Origin of the sequence: Flavobacterium bizetiae (genome assembly GCF_902804475.1) — a bacterium.
GTDB lineage: Bacteria > Bacteroidota > Bacteroidia > Flavobacteriales > Flavobacteriaceae > Flavobacterium > Flavobacterium bizetiae.
Map to the genome: position 1 here is coordinate 1 of NZ_CADCSU010000032.1, position 19245 is coordinate 19245.

Annotated in this window: 12 protein-coding genes; all 12 read right to left on the reverse strand. The window is 35.3% G+C overall.

Annotated features, from left to right (window positions below):
- Positions 1 to 3681 (reverse strand): fibronectin type III domain-containing protein (locus FLACOL7796_RS01985; protein ID WP_197913309.1); only part of this gene is annotated, 3681 nt, incomplete at its 3' end.
- Between the two features lie 495 nt (positions 3682 to 4176).
- Positions 4177 to 5103 carry a tRNA epoxyqueuosine(34) reductase QueG gene (queG, locus tag FLACOL7796_RS01990; RefSeq protein WP_173969173.1) on the reverse strand — a complete coding sequence of 309 codons (927 nt, stop codon included), beginning with the start codon at positions 5101 to 5103 and terminating at the stop codon, positions 4177 to 4179.
- Positions 5100 to 6446 carry a cytochrome P450 gene (locus tag FLACOL7796_RS01995; RefSeq protein ID WP_173969174.1) on the reverse strand — a complete coding sequence of 449 codons (1347 nt, stop codon included), beginning with the start codon at positions 6444 to 6446 and terminating at the stop codon, positions 5100 to 5102. The genes queG and FLACOL7796_RS01995 overlap by 4 nt, the downstream gene beginning before the upstream one ends.
- Positions 6447 to 6457: 11 nt before the next feature.
- Positions 6458 to 7480 carry a Holliday junction branch migration DNA helicase RuvB gene (gene ruvB / locus FLACOL7796_RS02000; protein WP_041516368.1) on the reverse strand — a complete coding sequence of 341 codons (1023 nt, stop codon included), beginning with the start codon at positions 7478 to 7480 and terminating at the stop codon, positions 6458 to 6460.
- A 175-nt stretch (positions 7481 to 7655) separates the two neighbouring features.
- Positions 7656 to 9458 carry a cytochrome c oxidase subunit I gene (locus FLACOL7796_RS02005; protein ID WP_065448000.1) on the reverse strand — a complete coding sequence of 601 codons (1803 nt, stop codon included), beginning with the start codon at positions 9456 to 9458 and terminating at the stop codon, positions 7656 to 7658.
- 31 nt (positions 9459 to 9489) lie between these two features.
- A complete protein-coding gene (locus tag FLACOL7796_RS02010; RefSeq protein ID WP_173969175.1) occupies positions 9490 to 10674 on the reverse strand; it encodes a cytochrome c oxidase subunit II in 1185 nt (394 codons plus the stop codon).
- Positions 10675 to 10693: 19 nt separating this feature from the next.
- On the reverse strand, positions 10694 to 12088 hold the full coding sequence (locus tag FLACOL7796_RS02015) for a cation-translocating P-type ATPase (protein ID WP_173969176.1): 1395 nt from the start codon (positions 12086 to 12088) through the stop codon (positions 10694 to 10696).
- A 27-nt stretch (positions 12089 to 12115) separates the two neighbouring features.
- Entirely contained in the window at positions 12116 to 12661 is a 546-nt protein-coding gene (locus tag FLACOL7796_RS02020; RefSeq protein ID WP_065448004.1) for a c-type cytochrome, read from the reverse strand.
- An 8-nt stretch (positions 12662 to 12669) separates the two neighbouring features.
- Positions 12670 to 13194 (reverse strand): DUF3341 domain-containing protein, encoded by a 525-nt coding sequence (locus tag FLACOL7796_RS02025; protein ID WP_127337706.1) that lies wholly within the window; start codon positions 13192 to 13194, stop codon positions 12670 to 12672.
- The gene (nrfD, locus tag FLACOL7796_RS02030; RefSeq protein WP_089048078.1) at positions 13187 to 14587 is read right to left on the reverse strand and encodes an NrfD/PsrC family molybdoenzyme membrane anchor subunit; all 1401 of its coding nucleotides are present in this window, start codon (positions 14585 to 14587) and stop codon (positions 13187 to 13189) included. The genes FLACOL7796_RS02025 and nrfD overlap by 8 nt, the downstream gene beginning before the upstream one ends.
- A gap of 34 nt (positions 14588 to 14621) precedes the next feature.
- Positions 14622 to 17687, reverse strand: a complete 3066-nt coding sequence (locus tag FLACOL7796_RS02035) for a TAT-variant-translocated molybdopterin oxidoreductase (protein ID WP_173969177.1) — start codon at positions 17685 to 17687, stop codon at positions 14622 to 14624.
- A gap of 32 nt (positions 17688 to 17719) precedes the next feature.
- Entirely contained in the window at positions 17720 to 19051 is a 1332-nt protein-coding gene (locus FLACOL7796_RS02040; RefSeq protein ID WP_173969178.1) for a c-type cytochrome, read from the reverse strand.
- Positions 19052 to 19245 lie beyond the last annotated feature (194 nt).

Sequence of the window (19245 nt, forward strand, 5' to 3'; positions counted from 1 at the left end):
TGCTGCTGTAGAAGTCGTATTGCTCGCTGTTCCTGCAAATGGATTTACTGTAAAGCTAACATCTGAGTTTGTAGAAGCACAGCTTCCATTAGCTGCAACGGTATATTTAATCGTTACATTAGTATCTGTTGTAACTGCAGCAGGTGTATAAGTTGTTCCTGAGATAGTTCCTCCCCCTAATACAACACTCCATGTTCCTCCTGCCGGAGTAGCCGATAAAGTCTTGGTATCTGTACTACAAATTGCTGCTGTAGAAGTCGTATTGCTCGCTGTTCCTGCAAATGGATTTACTGTAAAGCTAACATCTGAGTTTGTAGAAGCACAGCTTCCATTAGCTGCAACAGTATATTTAATCGTTACATTAGTATCTGTTGTAACTGCAGCAGGTGTATAAGTTGTTCCTGAGATAGTTCCTCCTCCTAATACAACACTCCATGTTCCTCCTGCCGGAGTAGCCGATAAAGTCTTGGTATCTGTACTACAAATTGATGCTGTAGAAGTCGTATTGCTCGCTGTTCCTGCAAATGGATTTACCGTAAAGGTAACATCTGAATTTGTAGAAGCACAGCTTCCATTGGCTGCAACGGTATATTTAATCGTTACATTAGTATTTGCTGTAACTGCAGCAGGTGTATAAGTTGTTCCTGAGATAGTTCCTCCTCCTAATACAACACTCCATGTTCCACCTGCCGGTGTAGCTGATAAAGTCTTGGTATCAGTAGAGCAGATTGCTGCTGTAGAAGTTGTATTGTTTGCATTTCCTGGAAATGTATCTATAGTAATTTCCGCACTACCTGTCATTGTAGATGAACAAGATGTCGTTGCATTAACTGCTTTAACAGTATATGTACCTGCAGCTGTTTTTGTTCCAAATGTTATAGCATTACCATTTCCTGCAACAGGAGAACCAGTATCTGTACCATTTAATTTTAATTGATAATTTACTCCTGTTTGAGAATTACTTAAACCAACTGCTCGTCCTGATCCACCTGAACAATATGAACCTGCACCGGTAACATTATAAGCTATTGGTAATGCATTTACTGTTACTAGAACCACATCTGAAAAAACAGCAGAACAAACTCCATTTTGAACAACAGCTCTAAAATAAGTATTTGCTGTTAAATTCCCTGCCGCAGCACTTGTTAATGTTGTTGAAGTAATATTGATATCCGTAAATGTTGAAAAACCAGCATCTGTTGATTTTTGCCATCTTAAAACAGAACCTGTATTACTGCTCAATACTAAATTTGCCGGAGAGCTTCCAGCGCAAATTGCAGGTACTGATGCCACTGTTCCTCCAACTGAATAGGCGTTTACGTTTAGTGTAACATCTCTATTAACTGTACTGGTACAGTTTGGCGTTGCACTTGTTGTAGTAACACTGATTACTCTTAATGTTTTACCATTATTTGCTGCCGTTAAAACTGCAGTTTCAAAAAAACCTTCACCTGATACATCTGCCGCAATACCCGTAATAGGAGTTTGTGCAACTCCATCTATAGAATATGTAATAGTAGATGTACTGCCAGGCAATAATCCCGTCAACTTCATTCTTGCAGGAGAGCCGGCACATGCTGCTGCAGGTTGCGACACTGATGCCAAACTTGGAACTGGGCTTATTGTAATTAAAACTGATGTTGAATTTGCTTCCGTACATGAACCGCTTTTTACAACTGCTCTATAATAAGTATTCGTAGTAAGTGCTCCCATTTGAGCACTTGTTAAAACAGCAGCTGTAGCACCGTTAATATTATTAAATGCACTATTATTTATTGATGACTGCCATTGAATCGTTCCTGTATAACCTGTTAAAGTCAAATCTTGTGGAGACGTTCCTGAACAAATAGTTTGCGCACTTGATACTGTTCCCGCTACTGAGCCATTACCTACAACTACTGTAATTACATTAGAAGATGTTAGTCCAGCTCCGCAAGTATTGTGAGACCAAACTTTTAGGTAATAAGTCTGACCAGAAATCAAACCTGAAACATTATAAGAATTAGAAGTCGTTAAACTACTGCCATTATAACCAGGTAAATGATTAGAAAAATCAGAATTTGTAGAAACTTCTAATCCATAAGATGTTGCATTTGGAACCGTGTTCCAATTTGCTGTAAAACTATTACAAGTAATTGCCGTTGCAGCTGTAGCTGTTGGTGCACTTGCTCCTCCGTAAACCACTGACGCTACGTTACTTACATTACTACAAGTTGAAATAGACGCTATTCTTCGATAATACATAGTCGTATTAATTGACGGAGTTGTGTAATTTTGATTTGTAGCGCCTGAAATTGTACCAAAAGTTATATTATTGCTACTGCTTTCCCATCTATATGTGATATTCGAACCTTTGCCATCTGTTGCGGCAGCACCTGTAATTACAATAGAACGTGCAATATTATCACAAAAACTTGATGTACCAGGGCTAATTGAATTATTTGTTATTGGCGCATAAGCTTTATAAGTTATTGTAGAACTATTAGAAGTTTTACCATAGGAATCATCAAAAGTATAGTTTATTGTAACTGGCCCAACAATCGTGTTATCTATTGGAGTAAATGTAACTTTTCCAGTTGTAGAATCATAAGTAAATACTCCCTGACCTGAGACTGTTTTAGTTGTTTGAATTCCAGAAGTAGCAGGATCTAAATCTACAGAAGATTTATTAATAGTACCCATTGTATTAACTGCTCCATTATCGTTCGCTGTTATATCTCCAGAAGTTGCTGCTAAACCAATACATCCTTCAAAAGAATCTGCATTTGCAATTGGAGTAAGCAATGTAGCCGGGTCAACCGTTATATTTAAATTACGAATTTCATGAAAATTGTTTGATCCACCAGTTGAAGAAGAAATGGCAAATTTTAAATTAGGCGGAGCTGTAGTTTTATATTCATAATTATTAATTATTAAATCCCTTGCACTTCCATGGGTTAAATAAACATCAATAAAAAAACCACCACCTGTACGAGGTTTTAGAACAACCTCCATCTTTCTAAAACCTGCTATCGAACTATTTGTTGCATTCCTGTTACCACCTGCAACATTAAAAGAACTCGCTAAAGCAGTCGTTTGTACCGAAATCAGATGATCATAACCCTTCAAGTCAGATCCTGCTCCTCTTAAAGTAATATTACTAGGCAAAACACCACCTGATGCGCCACCACTTTTTCCTTCATTATTAGCTGAAAAATTTCCATATTCGTCAATTCCAATACCTAAATAACCTTTAGAAAAACCAGTTTCCTGATTTCTTTGGGCATAACCCAATGAACCTCCAAAAGCTCCAGCGGTTGCCGTAGCTGTTGCATCAAATAAAATAAAGGCAATACCATCGGCACCATTTCCGCTATGGGTATAATATTCAAATGAAATAGTCATACCATAAGCAGATGGAAACGAGTATATATCTGAATAAACAATTCCTTTTTGGCTACCATCTCTGTTTGTAAGCCTTAAATATCCTGAACCGTCTAGATCAGTATAACCATCTTTTGGACCAAAACCTCCGGTTAAAAAGGCTGATGGCGAACCGCCAAACGAAACACCTGGAGCCGTTGAATTTTTAAATGATTGTGAATATGGAAATTGAGCCCTCGTTTGACTGGTAACAAATAATAATAAAACAAGAGAAATTAGCCTAAGAAGTTTAGACTGACTAAGAGTAAAGTTACGCATAGACAACTGTGAATTTAAGAATAGAAATATTGAAAGCAGAAGAACCAAATTTGGTTTTCAGCATTTGAAGCAGATACGATAAAATAAAAGAAATGGATTTTGAAAATCTTAAAAAAGGAGTTTCCGGATTTTCACAAAAATAAAGTAGTTTTTGCACCATAAATGTATGTAGTTCAAGACACAAAAAATGTCTTTAGGTTAAATTAGTAGTTTTGGAGCCGCGAAAATATGCAAACACCTAATTACTAACTACTTTAGTCGATAAACTACACAGATAAACGTTGAATTACACTTTTAGTCGACAAAAATTAACCTTGAACCGCAGAAAACTTAACTATTCGATAATAAAAGAGGAGAAATTTCTTAATTTTTTGACGTATTATCGGTTTTTAAAGAAATTCAAGATAAAAACGTAAAAATCTTACAAATTAAAAAGAAAAAGAAATGAAAAAATAGTGTTTAAAAGAAAGAAAAAAGCATTCTTCCACTTTTAAATCACTCTAAAAATCTTACATTTCTTTTTAAACCTTCAAACTTGGTTCTTTTAATTGGGGAATTTTTAAAAACAGCACGAAAAGTCTCTTCCGTGATCTCAATCCAGTCTTTTTTGGAAAAAGAAAGTAGTTCCGGATTTGGATTAAATAAGGGCTCTGAATGAGGTTTCGAGAACCGATTCCAGGGGCAAACATCCTGGCAAGTATCACAACCAAACATCCATTCATCAAATTTTCCTTTCATTTCATAAGGAATATTTTCTTTGAGTTCAATCGTATAATAGGAGATACATTTGCTTCCGTCAACAACATGAGGCGCAACAATTGCCTGAGTAGGACAAGCATCAATACAGGCTGTACAAGAACCACAATGGTCTGTAGTCGCATGATCATATTCCAGGTCTAGATCGAGAATAAGCTCTGCAATAAAATAAAAAGAACCTACTTTTTGAGTCAACAGATTTCCACTTTTACCAATCCATCCTAAACCACTTTTTGCCGCCCATGCACGATCTAAAACAGGTGCCGAATCCACAAAAGCACGACCGGAAACATCGCCTATATTTTCCTGAATCGAGTGTAGAAATTCTTTTAGTTTTTCTTTGATTACAAAATGATAATCCTGACCATAGGCATATTTAGAAATTTTAAAGCTGTCTTGAGTTTGGGTTTCTTCCGGATAATAATTTAATAAAAGTGACACCACACTTTTGGCATCATCTACTAACAAGGTAGGATCTAAACGTTTGTCAAAATAATTCTCCATATACGCCATTTGGCCATGATGGTTGTTATTGAGCCATTTTTCAAGACGTGGTGCCTCCTCTTCCAGAAATCCAGCTTTAGATATTCCGCAAGAAAGAAAACCGAGGCGTTTTGCTTCTGATTTTATAAATTCTGAATATATTTCTTTTGCATTAATGCTCATCTTTTCGAAAATGAAACTTCTACACCAAGCGGTTTTAATGTAATTAAAGGATTAAACTGAACTGTATCAGTGCTGGATTTAATCTCATATTTTTTTACAATTTGAGCAATGGTCAAACACATTTCATAAATAGCAAATCCAGCTCCTATGCACATTCTTGGTCCCGCACCAAACGGGTAAAAATATTGCATAGACATTTTTTTCTGCTCGCCAAGAAATCGTTCAGGAATAAATTCATCCGGATTTTCCCAATATTTAGGATTTCGATGTAATTCGTAGAAAGAAACCCCAATAAGAGTTTCCTTTTTTATATGAAAACCAGCAAGAGTATCATCTGTAACATTTTGTCTGTCTGTAATCCATGCTGGCGGATACAAACGCATAGATTCATTTAATACTGCATTAGTATAAGTCATTTTTTGAAGCTGTTCCACAATATTCTCAGTTTGAGATTCTATCTCTAAAATCTCATCTAAAACTTTTTGTTGTACATCGGGATTTCTTCCTAAAAGATGTAAAGTAAAAGTCAAAGCATTTGCCGTAGTTTCATGTCCTGCGATAAAGAGCACTTTAATTTCATCTACTAATTGCTTAACCGACATACCTTCTTCCGTATCTTCATATCGGGTTTCCAAAAGCATATTGAGCAAGTCATTAATTTCTTCTTTCGAAGTCATTCTTTCTTCAATAATTTCATGAATAATGCTATTGTTTTCTTCAGCAAGTTCCAGATGTTTCTTTACTTGTCCGCTTAAAGAAAACCACCATGCTTTATGTGGAAGTCTAATTTCTTTGATTAAAAAATTCTGAACTTCTTCAATAATAAATTTAATTCGGTTTAGTTTTTCGTCAGAGATTGAAAGTTGAAACAATGACTTCGCCACGACATTAAACGCTAGCTGGCTCATTACAGGAAAAACATCAATAGATTCTCCCTCTACTAAATTATTCAATTCTGAAGTAATAGTCAAATTCATGTTTTCAACCAACTGATTCATCTTTTGCTTATGAAACGCAGGTTGAATTAATCTTCTTTGTTTTAACCAAAAATCACCATCAACAGTTAAAAGTCCTTTTCCTAAATATTTAGAAAGGTATACAGATTGAAATTTAGATTTATGATAATTCTTTTGATTCTTTTGTAAAATATATTGAGCAATTTCATTATCTCTTGATAAGATTATATGTTTAGAAACTCCAATTTTAAGAGAAAAAGAGTCTCCAAATTGTTCAAAATATCTTTTATGAAAAGGAATCGGATTTCTACGCACTCCTTCTGCATCCAGAAAGAATCTCACTATTGAAAGCCTGTTCGGGTAATTATATTTTCTATTTTCAGACATTTTGATTACAATTAAAACAATCCGCCCTGAATATTCGTATTTAATTTTCCTAAGTGCTTGTATGCTTTATCCGTTACCTCACGTCCGCGTGGCGTACGCATAATAAAACCTTCCTGAATTAAAAATGGTTCATAAACTTCTTCGATCGTTTCACTGCTTTCAGAAACTGCAGTTGCCAAAGTTGAAAGTCCAACAGGTCCGCCTTTAAATTTATTGATGATGGTTAACAAGATTTTATTATCCATTTCATCCAATCCATGCGCATCAACATTAAGGGCTCTTAAGGCATAACGTGCAATTTCAAGATCGATGGTTCCGTTACCTTTTATTTGTGCAAAATCTCGCACTCTACGTAATAATGCATTGGCTATACGAGGAGTTCCACGGCTTCTACCAGCTATTTCGATAGCAGCATCTAATGAAATTGGCATTTTAAGAATTGACGAACTTCTTTCAACAATAGTCGTTAAAAGTTCGGTAGTATAATATTGTAATCGCGATGAAATTCCGAAACGGGCACGCATTGGCGCCGTCAATAATCCTGAACGGGTTGTTGCCCCAATTAAAGTAAAAGGATTTAAATTAATTTGTACCGTTCTGGCATTTGGCCCAGACTCGATCATAATATCAATTTTAAAATCCTCCATTGCCGAGTAAAGATACTCTTCGACAATTGGGCTTAAACGATGAATTTCATCAATGAATAAAACATCTCTTTCATCGAGATTAGTCAAAAGACCCGCTAAATCTCCAGGTTTGTCTAAAACAGGTCCTGAAGTAATTTTGATACCCACTTCAAGTTCATTGGCCAAAATATTAGCCAAAGTAGTTTTACCTAATCCGGGAGGTCCGTGAAAAAGTGTATGATCAAGTGCTTCGCCACGTTGATTGGCTGCAGCAACAAAAACTTTTAAATTCTCTAAAACTTGATCTTGTCCGGCAAAATCATCAAATGACAGCGGACGCAATCTTTTTTCAAGATCTAATTCTTCTGGATTGTACCCATTTGTTGTGGGATCTAGGTTTTCATTCATTTTACAAAGATAGACAAAGTAATTAGTTTGTAAAATAGATAAATTTTAAATAAAACGAAACCCAATTTCAATTTTTTAAAATTACAAATTGCAATATGAGATTAAACTTAACTGGGATTTGGAATCTATAAAAACAAAAAAGACCATCTTTTCAGATGGTCTTTTTTAAATATTTTTAGTGGTGTAAAACTTCTTCACCTTCTTTCATTGGTACATTTTGAGGAACAAAATCTACATCGTGATTTGGGTTACTGTAGTCATATGGCCAACGGTATACGTGAGGAATTTCTCCTGGCCAGTTACCGTGAATATGCTCTACTGGAGTTGTCCACTCTAATGTTGTCGATTTCCATGGATTTTGTACTGCTTTCTTACCGTAGAAAATACTACTAAAGAAGTTGTACAAGAATACTAATTGGAACGCACCTCCTACAAGAGCAAATGTTGTAATTAAAACATTCACATTTTGCAAATCATCAAATAATGGGAAGTTTGTGTTTGTATAATAACGTCTTGGTAAACCAGCTAATCCGATAAAGTGCATTGGGAAGAAAACTCCGTAAGCACAAACTGCTGTTACCCAAAAGTGAATATAACCTAAGTTTTTGTTTAACATTCTTCCGTACATTTTAGGAAACCAGTGGTAAATACCAGCAAACATTCCGTAAAGTGCAGAGATACCCATTACTAAGTGAAAGTGAGCAATTACGAAGTATGTATCGTGAACGTTAATATCTAAAGTACTATCTCCTAAAATGATTCCTGTTAAACCTCCAGTGATGAAAGTAGAAACCATTCCGATAGAGAATAACATTGCAGGATTAAATTGCAGGTTACCTTTCCATAAAGTTGTAATCCAGTTGAACGCTTTTACAGCAGACGGAATTGCAATCAATAAAGTAGTAAAGGTAAATACAGATCCTAAGAAAGGATTCATACCTGAAATAAACATGTGGTGACCCCAAACAATTGTAGATAAAAATGCAATTGCAAGAACTGACATGATCATCGCTCTGTATCCAAAAATTGGTTTACGAGAGTTCGTAGCCATAATTTCAGAAACAAGACCCATTGCTGGTAAGATTACGATATATACCTCAGGGTGTCCTAAGAACCAGAATAAGTGTTCGAACAATACTGGAGAACCTCCTTGATAATGTAAAACCTCTCCTGCAATATAGATATCAGATAAGAAGAATGAAGTACCAAAACTTCTATCAAAAATCAATAATAAAGCAGCTGATAATAATACCGGGAACGAAATAACACCAATGATAGCTGTTACGAAAAATGTCCAGATTGTAAGCGGAAGTCTAGTCATAGACATTCCTTTTGTTCTTAAGTTGATAACAGTTACAATGTAGTTTAATGATCCCATTAATGAAGATGCAATAAAGATAGCCATCGAAACTAACCATAAAGTCATACCAGTTCCAGATCCAGGGATCGCTTGTGGTAAAGCACTTAACGGAGGGTAAATTGTCCAACCTGCAGAAGCTGGTCCAGCTTCAACAAATAAAGAAGATAACATGATTACAGCAGATAAGAAGAACAACCAGTATGAAATCATATTCATGAATCCAGAAGCCATATCTCTTGCTCCAATTTGAAGTGGAATAAGTAAGTTACTAAAAGTACCACTTAAACCAGCCGTTAGTACAAAGAATACCATAATGGTACCGTGAATTGTTACTAAAGCCAAATAAATATCATTTGCCATTACACCGTCAGGTGCAAATTTATCTCCTAATAAAACATTAAAGATTTTAAAAGACTCTTCTGGCCATGCTAATTGCATTCTAAAAAGCAAGGACATTGCAATACCAATTATACCCATAATAATACCGGTAATTAAGTATTGCTTAGCAATCATTTTATGATCAATACTAAAGATGTATTTAGTAATGAACGTTTCTTTATGATGATGTTCGTGCTCGTGATCGTGTCCGTGATCGTGACCGTGCGCTTCTGCTGACATATATGTGTACTTTAAATTTTCTTAATAAATATTATTTCATAGCAACTTTAGCTATAGCTGCTTTAACAGTATCAATTACCGCTTTTACAGTATCTTTAGCTGTACTATCTGTAGTAGCTTTTGCTCCTTCAGCTGGTGCTTTAGCAGCTGCTGCCGCTTTAATATCCTGAGCTAAAGTAGTTTTTTCGCTTAACCATTTTTTATAATCTTCCGGAGTATCAACAACCACTTTCATTTGCATGTTGTAGTGAGAAGCTCCACAAATTTTATTACATAATAATAAATAATCAAATGTATAAGGATCTAAAGCTGTACCTCCTTTTGCAACTAACTCAACGCTTTTTTCAGCTCTAAGTTTGTTGATATTTGCTACTTTCTCTACCATAAATGGTAACTCTCTGTATTCTGCAGTTGTATAAGTAGGAATAAAAGCAAATTCAGTAACCATTCCAGGAACACAGTTCATTTGCGCTCTAAAGTGAGGCATGTAAGCTGAGTGTAATACGTCTTGAGAACGCATTTTGAAATGTACTTTTTTACCTTTTGGAATATGCAATTCAGAAACTACAATATCATCAGCTGAGTTTTTATCAGACATATCAACACCTAAAGTATTAATACCTTCAATCAAACGAACGTTAGCTTTTCCTAAAACATTATCATTACCAGCATATCTCGCAGTCCATTTGAACTGTTGTGCGTATAATTCGATTTCAATTACGTCTTCATCTTTATCAACAAACATAATGTTGTTCCAAGCATACAATCCGTAAAGAATTAAACAAGCTAAAACTACAGACGGGATAATACTCCAAATTGCCTCTAATTTATTACTATCAGCAAAGAACAATGCTTTTTTATCTTTGTGTCCTCTGTTTTTAAAAGAAAACCAGTACAATAAACCTTGTGTAATAAATTGAACTACAAAAATTAAAACCCAAGTAATATTCATTAAGTTGTCTACCAAAAGTCCGTGCTCTGAAGCAGGAGTATGAAGTGCTAAATTACCCCATTTAAGTAAACCGTAGATCGTAAATATATATATGAAAGCTAAAAAGCCAAACATAACATATCCCTGAACATTATTATCATTATCTGATGCAACTTGAGAATCGTCCGAAGAAGATCCCACTTGAGTAAGATCAAATATCTTGGTCAATTGCCATAATGCAACTGCTAATAAAACTAAAACTATAATTACCAACAAACTTGTCATCTGTTTACTTCTTTAAATATTAATAATGAAAATGTTTACTTTCTTCAATGAAAGGATTTCTTTTTGCTAACAAAGGAGCTTTAGTTAATGCAGTGAACACTACAAAAATAAACAAACCTAAGAAGAAAAGTATAGATGCAATTTCAGAAACTCCAATAAACCATTTATCTCCAACTGTACCTGGCATAATCATATTAAAGAAATCTACGTAGTGACCTAGTAAGATAACAACACCAGCCATTACAATTACCCAGCTAAGACGTTTAAAGTCTGTGTTGATTAATATTAATAATGGGAACACGAAGTTCATAACTACAGCACCAAAGAATGGCAAGTTGTATAATTGAATTCTTGTTACGAAGTATGTTACCTCTTCAGGAATATTAGCATACCAGATTAACATGAATTGAGAGAACCATAAATAAGTCCAGAAAACACTAATACCAAACATAAATTTAGCTAAATCGTGAATGTGACTTGTATTTACATACTCTAAATATCCTTTAGATTTTAAGTAAACAGTTACTAATGCAATTGCAGTAATACCACTTACGAAGAAAGATGCGAAAACATACCATCCAAATAAAGTACTGAACCAGTGTGGATCGATTGACATAATCCAATCCCAAGACATAATAGACTCAGATACGATAAAGAATACTAAGAAACCAGCAGTTAATTTGAAATTCTTTTTGTAGTATAGATCATCTTTTGCGTCATCCTGAGCTAAACAATTTTTTCTAGATTGGTAACGGTATAAGTTCCATCCTACTAAAAAGATAGCTGCTCTAATAATCCAGAAAGTAAAGTTTAAATATCCTGATTTTCCAGCAATAATTTTATCATAGTTTGGACTATTAGGATCAGTAACCCCTTCACCTAACCATACAAATATGTGATTAAAGTGTAATCCGCAAAGAATTAAGATAATAAAGAAAATAATTGAACCTATCGGTAAATAAGCTGTGATTCCTTGCATAACTCTAAACAAAACCGGAGACCAACCTGCCTGAGCAACTTGTTGAATAGCATAAAATGCTAAAGTTCCCATAGAAAGTAGTAAGAAGAAAATACAAGCAACATATAAAGCTGACCAAGGCTTATTTTGCAATTGGTGCAATACATGCGTTAAATGTTCTTTGTGTTCATCAGCAGCATTTACTGTTTCATGCTCGCCACCTTTGTGCGATTCATGCGAAGCTTCAGCAGCTTCGTGGTGTCCAGCTTCTTGATGAGAAGTTTCTGCTGTTGCTTCATGCGCAGCACCATGAGAACCATGTGCATCTGCAGCTAGAATTTTTTCAACTTCTTGAATATCTTTAGGAGCAGTTAAAAAACCATATCCAATTCCTAATACACCAAGTACCATTAGGATGATAGAAAAAGTTTTTAATTTACTTGAAAATGTATACATATCTATTACGATCAGTTTGTTCAACAATTATAATTGGCTTTTTAGTTTTAGAACATAGTCAGCAACTAACCAACGTTCGTGGGCACTTAATTGATTTGCATGTGAACCCATTGCATTTAAACCATAAGTTTCAACGTGAAAGATACTTCCTTCAGTGATTTCTCTGTCTTTATAGCTAGGTACTCCAAGAAATTTTTCTCTTTCAACCAATTTACCTTTACCGTTTCCAGTTGCACCATGACAACTGATACAGTAAATTTCGAAAAGTTCTTTTCCTTTACCGGAATTTCTTTCGATAGAATCCAAAGGCGATTTTAAATTAGCTTTAGCCAATTCATAACCAGCAGTTGAATTTTCATATTCATAAGGCTCAAAACCTCTATTAATACTTCCTTCTGCAGGAAGTTGTCCTTCTTTTCCACCTTTAAATATTTTTGCCTCTGAATATGGCTCATATGCCAAAGACTCATACATATTAGGGAAATACTGATAGTTTGGTGCCGAAGTATTGTGGCATGATGAAACTAAAATAGTTATACCAACTAAAAGTGTTATTTTATATATCCTTTTCATAGCTACAATTAATTCTTTTCAATTACTTTAACTTCAACAGCACCTGTACCTTCAAAGAAAGAAACTAGTTCTGCTTCGTTATCATTTACGGCAACTTCCATTAAAAAATGGTCATCTGTTGTTCTTACATCAGGATTTTCAGCTTCTTTGAATGGCCATAATCTACTTCTCATATAAAAAGTAATAACCATTAAGTGGGCAGCAAAAAATACTGTCATCTCAAACATAATTGGCACAAATGATGGCATATTCTGAATGAAACTAAAACTTGGTTTTCCACCAATATCTTGTGGCCAATCATGAATCATGATATAACTCATCATGGTTGTAGCAACAGAAATACCAACACATCCATATAAAAATGCACAAATTGCTAATCTTGTTGGTGCTAAACCCATAGCTTTATCCAATCCGTGAACTGGGAATGGAGTAAAAACCTCTTCAATATGATGATGAGCAGCTCTGGTTTTCTTTACTGCATCCATCAAAATATCATCGTCATTATAAATGGCGTATATTACTTTATTACTCATGATGTGAATCTTTATTTGCTCTTTCTCTAATGTAATTATCTCCTGTTCCTTTCAAAATTGTTTTTACCTCTGCCTGAGCAATTACAGGGAATGTTCTAGAGTATAATAAAAACAATACGAAGAAGAAACCTATCGTTCCGATGAAAATTCCAATATCAACAAATGTTGGTGAAAACATTGTCCAAGAAGATGGAAGGTAATCTCTATGTAAAGAAGTAACAATAATTACGAATCTTTCAAACCACATTCCGATGTTTACAACGATCGAAATAATAAATGAAAACATGATACTTGTTCTTAATTTCTTGAACCACATAAATTGTGGAGAGAAAACGTTACAAGTCATCATCGACCAATATGCCCACCAGTAAGGTCCGGTAGCTCTGTTCAAGAACGCATATTGCTCATATTCTACACCTGAATACCAAGCTACGAATAACTCAGTGATATACGCTACCCCTACGATAGAACCTGTAATCATGATTACAATGTTCATTAACTCGATATGTTGTAATGTAATATACGCTTCAAGATTAGAAACTTTTCTCATAACGATCAACAAGGTATTTACCATTGCAAATCCTGAGAATACCGCTCCGGCAACGAAGTACGGAGGGAAGATTGTTGTATGCCATCCTGGAATTACAGAAGTAGCAAAGTCCATAGATACAATCGTGTGTACAGAAAGTACAAGAGGAGTAGCTAAACCAGCTAATACTAAAGATACTTCTTCAAAACGTTGCCAGTCTTTTGCTCTACCACTCCATCCAAAACTTAGGATAGAATATACTCTTTTATTAAAAGGTGTTATTGCTCTATCACGTAGCATTGCAAAGTCAGGTAATAAACCAGTCCACCAGAAAACTAATGATACTGAAAGATACGTAGAAATTGCAAATACATCCCAAAGTAGCGGTGAGTTAAAGTTAACCCATAATGATCCAAATTGATTTGGAATAGGTAAAACCCAGTATGCTAACCATGGACGACCCATGTGAATAATTGGGAATAAACCTGCCTGAACTACCGAGAAGATAGTCATAGCTTCTGCAGAACGGTTAATCGCCATTCTCCAACGTTGACGGAAAAGTAATAATACCGCAGAAATTAATGTTCCGGCGTGACCAATACCAACCCACCAAACGAAGTTCGTGATATCCCAGGCCCAACCAACTGTTTTATTTAATCCCCATGTTCCAATACCGGTAGATACGGTGTAAATAATACAACCTAACCCCCAAAGGAAGGCTATTAATGCGATTGAAAATACAATCCACCAATGTTTGTTTGCTGGCCCTTCAACAGGGGCAGCTACATCTACAGTTACATCGTGATAAGATTTATCACCTATAACTAAAGGTTTTCTAATGGGTGCTTCGTAGTGAGACGACATAATCCTTTATATGTTTCTTAATTAATAATTTATTCTAAGTATTTCTAACTTTAACATGGTAAACCACATTAGGTTTTGTTCCAACATGCTCTAATAAGTGGTATGATCTATCATCAGCCGCTAATTTAGCAACTTTACTTTCAGCATCATTAACATCACCAAATATCATTGCTCCAGAAGAACAAGCATTTGAACAAGCTGTTTGGAATTCTCCATCAGCAACCGGACGACCTTCATTTTTTGCTTTCAATTTAGTCGCCTGTGTCATTTGAATACACATAGAACATTTTTCCATAACTCCACGAGAACGAACGTTTACGTCTGGATTTAATACCATACGACCTAAATCATCATTCATGTGGTAATCGAATTCACTGTTTTTGTTGTACAAGAACCAGTTAAAACGACGTACTTTATACGGACAGTTGTTTGCACAATAACGAGTACCAACACATCTGTTGTATGCCATGTGGTTTTGACCTTCACGACCGTGAGATGTAGCAGCAACAGGACAAACTGTCTCACATGGTGCGTGATTACAGTGTTGACACATTACTGGTTGGAAAGAAACTTGTGGATTATCTCCAGGTTTTTCCATTTCGTTAAATGTAGACAATGAACTAGATAAACCAGCTATATTATCTTTTCTTTCGTTATCTCCTTCAAAAGTACTTTCAGAAGAGTAATATCTGTCAATACGCAACCAGTGCATATCACGACTTCTTCTTACCTCTGCTTTACCTACAACAGGAACGTTGTTTTCAGCGTGACAAGCAATAACACATGCTCCACAACCTGTACAAGCGTTTAAGTCAATAGAAAGGTTAAAGTGATGTCCTGTAGTACGATCAAATGATTCCCATAAATCGACAGTTGTAGCTTTTACTTCTTCGTGATCTAAAGATACCATTGGTTGTTCGTTCCAATGTTCAGCATCTTCAGTATTAAAAATTTTAAGAGTAGTTTCTTTAATGATATCTCCTCTACCCATTAATGTTTTCTGTCCCTGAACACAAGCAAACTCGTGAACACCATTTGCTTTCGCAATAGTAACAGATTGAACACTATTGAAGTTTTTATATAATGAGTAAGCGTTTAAACCTACTACCATTTCTTCTTTTAAAGCAGCCTTACGACCGTAACCTAATGCCAAACCAACTGTACCAACAGCTTGTCCTGGCTGAACAATTACCGGAACGTTTTCCAATTTTAAACCATCAGCAGTAGTAATTGTAGCATAACTTCCGTTTAAACCTCCGTTTGCAACAATTTCATTTGATAAGTTATATTTTTTAGCATCAGCATTCGAAACTGTAACATAGTTATCCCAAGAAACTCTTGTGATTGGATCAGGAAACTCTTGCAACCAAGGATTGTTTGCTTGTTGACCGTCACCCATACCTGTTTTAGTATATAATACTAATTCAAACTCTCCACTAGATTTAGATTTAGCAACAGCATTTGCAGCAGCACTATAATCAACAGATCCTGCAGATAATGCAGATGAACCAATAACAAAAACACCATCATGTAAAACTTTGTTCCAAGAAGAACCTGCGATAATTGAAGCTGAATTAGCTTTAATATAATCATAGAAGTTTCCAGGAGTTCCGTTTAATGACAATAAAACGTCTTGAAATTGTTTTGTATTAAAGATAGGACGAATAGTTGGCTGAGTCAGACTATAAGTTCCTTTTGTAATTACAACATCTCCCCAAGCCTCTAAATAATGAGGAGCCGGAGCAGCAATTGTAGTTATAGATGCAGTTTCATCTTCTTTTAAAGAAAACGCAACTGACGTTTTTACTTTTTTCAATCCAGATACAAAAGAAGCTGAATCAGCTAAAGTATAAACCGGATTAATTCCGCTCATGATTAAAGTATGAACACTTCCAGCATTCATATCTTTTACCAATTGAGACACAACCGCATTAGATCCTTTTCTAATTTGTCTTGTACCAGCAGTATTAAAAGCTTCACTCGCCAATACCTGATTGATCGCTAAAACTAATAATTGAGCATTTTTATCTTCAAGACCTGAAACTAATACTCCTTTAGCACCAGCAAGTTTCAACTGTTGAGCAGCTTTAACTACTTCTGGTTTAAACTTAGCATCTAAAGAATTAGCTACAGAAGATCCTGTAATTATATTATAAATTTGAACTAAAGCTTGTTTTTGATCAACACTACTCATAGGAATACGCTTATCAGCAGCAGCTCCAGACAATGTCATGTTTGATTCTAACTGAAAGTGACGAGACATTTTCTTAGATCCGGTAGGCCCTGCAGGAATTCTTCCCTGAGCATATCCTGAATCATATCCACCACCTTGCCAGTCTCCTAAGAAATCAGCTCCAACAGAAACAATTAAAGAAGCTTTTGAAAAATCATAATCAACAAGCGCTCTTTCTCCGTAAACTGTTTCGAATGCATCTAGTGCTTCTGATGAAGAAACTGCATCATAAACAACATGTTTTGCATTAGGATTTTTAGCAATGAATTCAGCTATTAATTTTTCAGTAGATGGACTCGCCAAAGTATTTGTCAACAATACCACTTGTCCGCCTTTTGCTTTTGCTTCAGCAAGACTTGATTTTATTCTCAAATCAACAGCAGACCAGCTACCATTTTTTCCGTCCACCTTAGGCTCTTTCAAACGCATGCTATCATATAATGATAAGATAGATGCATGAATTCTAGCATTAGCTGAAAACTTAGATCCAGAAATAGTATTGTTATCAATTTTAATTGGACGACCCTCACGAGTTTTTACTAATAAGTTAGCAAAATCAAAACCATCAAAAACAGTAGTTGCATAATAATCTGCAACACCAGGAATGATTTGTTCTGGTTGTAAAACATATGGTATAGACTTGTGAACAGGACCTTCGCAGGCAGCAAGCGTAACCGCTGCAGTACTAAATCCTACGTACTTTAAAAAGTCACGACGTGAAGTTCCAGATGAAGCTAAAGCATCTGCATTTCCTAAGAATTCTTCAGTAGGAATTTCTTCAACAAATTCGTTATTTCTAAGCGCCTCAACAATAGAACTATTCTCTAGTTCTTCAACACTTTTCCAGTATTTTTTGTTTGATGACATTGTATATAAATATTAAAATCTTAATAATTCGATTAATAGTGGCATTTACCGCATTCTAAACCTCCCATTTGCGCTGCAGTCAATTTTTCTACACCGTATTTTTTAGAAAGTTCAGCATGAATTTTATCATAGTAAGCATTACCTTCCATCTTAACATCAGTTTTTCTATGGCAATCAATACACCATCCCATTGTTAATTTAGAATATTGCTTCATGATCTCAAATTCCTGCACTGGACCGTGACAAGTTTGACATTCAACTCCCGCAACATTAACGTGTTGAGAGTGGTTGAAGTAAACAAAATCAGGAAGATTATGAATACGAACCCATTTTACCGGCTGCGTTTTTCCAGTATACTCCTGTTTAGCTTTATCCCAGCCAACAGCATCGTATAATTTTTGGATTTGAGCATCGTAAAATGCTTTGCTGTACTCAGGAGTAGCAGTAGTTTCAGCAACTTCAGAAATATTTTTATGACAGTTCATACAAACATTCAAAGATGGAATACCAGCTGTTTTACTCACACGAGCAGCAGAGTGACAATATTTACAATTGATTTCGTTATCACCAGCGTGAATTTTATGAGAATAGTGAATTGGCTGAATTGGCTCATAATTTTGATCAACACCTACTTGCATTAAGTATGCATACACAAAATAACCACTTGCCAAAAGCAAGAATATAGAAGTAACCAAAACCAGGAATTGGTTTTTAGCAAAAGCTTTCCAGATTGGAGTTCTAGCTTCTCTAGGAGCAACTTCAATACCATTATTACTTGCTACTTTCGTTAACACTTTGTTCACCATGAACAACATAACTACCAAGATAGCCATTACAAGAGCAAGAGCTCCTAAAATAATGTTATTTGAAATTCCACCACCTTCAACGTTAGTTCCAGGAGGAGTAGCTGCACCAGGAGCACCGGCAGCAGGCTCAGCTTTTACTTCAGAAGTATAAGCAATAATGTTATCAATATCACCTGTTGATAATTGAGGAAAAGAAGTCATTACTGACTTGTTGTGCTCTTCAAATAATTTAACTGCAACAGGATCTCCTGATTTAATCATTTCGGAGCTGTTATGCACCCACTTGTAAATCCATGCCATCTCATGTTTGGCAGCAACCCCTCTTAGGGCCGGACCTGTTGACTTAGCATCTAATTTGTGACATGCAGCGCAATTTGCATTAAAAAGTTCTTTCCCTTTTACTGGATCACCACCTGCAGCAGCAGCCGGAGCAGCAGCTTCAGGCGCCGCCGGAGCAGCAGCTTCTTGAGCAAATGAAGTTAGGGAGAAAATTAACGTTAGCGATAAGCTAAGTAGTAATTTTCTTGAGATCGAATTATGGTTACCCACCTTTTTCATATAGTATAATAATTATCTACTAATTTTTGGTATGATTTTTTCTGTAATAAATCAACGAAAAACTAATACCTTCTTTTAAAACTTGCACAAAAATACGACTTATGAACTATTCTCAAAACCTTAAAATACTCTTAAATATCAATTTATATCAATTCTAAATAATATTAAAATTTTATATACAAACTTTAAATAGT

Coding starts and splice junctions, on each gene's coding strand:
- FLACOL7796_RS01995 (WP_173969174.1), bottom strand. CDS start 6,446: ATGTCTGAAAATAGAAAATATAATTACCCGAACAGGCTTTCAATAGTG.
- nrfD (WP_089048078.1), bottom strand. CDS start 14,587: ATGTCGTCTCACTACGAAGCACCCATTAGAAAACCTTTAGTTATAGGT.
- ruvB (WP_041516368.1), bottom strand. CDS start 7,480: ATGAATGAAAACCTAGATCCCACAACAAATGGGTACAATCCAGAAGAA.
- FLACOL7796_RS02005 (WP_065448000.1), bottom strand. CDS start 9,458: ATGTCAGCAGAAGCGCACGGTCACGATCACGGACACGATCACGAGCAC.
- FLACOL7796_RS02025 (WP_127337706.1), bottom strand. CDS start 13,194: ATGAGTAATAAAGTAATATACGCCATTTATAATGACGATGATATTTTG.
- FLACOL7796_RS02010 (WP_173969175.1), bottom strand. CDS start 10,674: ATGACAAGTTTGTTGGTAATTATAGTTTTAGTTTTATTAGCAGTTGCA.
- FLACOL7796_RS02035 (WP_173969177.1), bottom strand. CDS start 17,687: ATGTCATCAAACAAAAAATACTGGAAAAGTGTTGAAGAACTAGAGAAT.
- queG (WP_173969173.1), bottom strand. CDS start 5,103: ATGAGCATTAATGCAAAAGAAATATATTCAGAATTTATAAAATCAGAA.
- FLACOL7796_RS02020 (WP_065448004.1), bottom strand. CDS start 12,661: ATGAAAAGGATATATAAAATAACACTTTTAGTTGGTATAACTATTTTA.
- FLACOL7796_RS02015 (WP_173969176.1), bottom strand. CDS start 12,088: ATGTATACATTTTCAAGTAAATTAAAAACTTTTTCTATCATCCTAATG.
- FLACOL7796_RS02040 (WP_173969178.1), bottom strand. CDS start 19,051: ATGAAAAAGGTGGGTAACCATAATTCGATCTCAAGAAAATTACTACTT.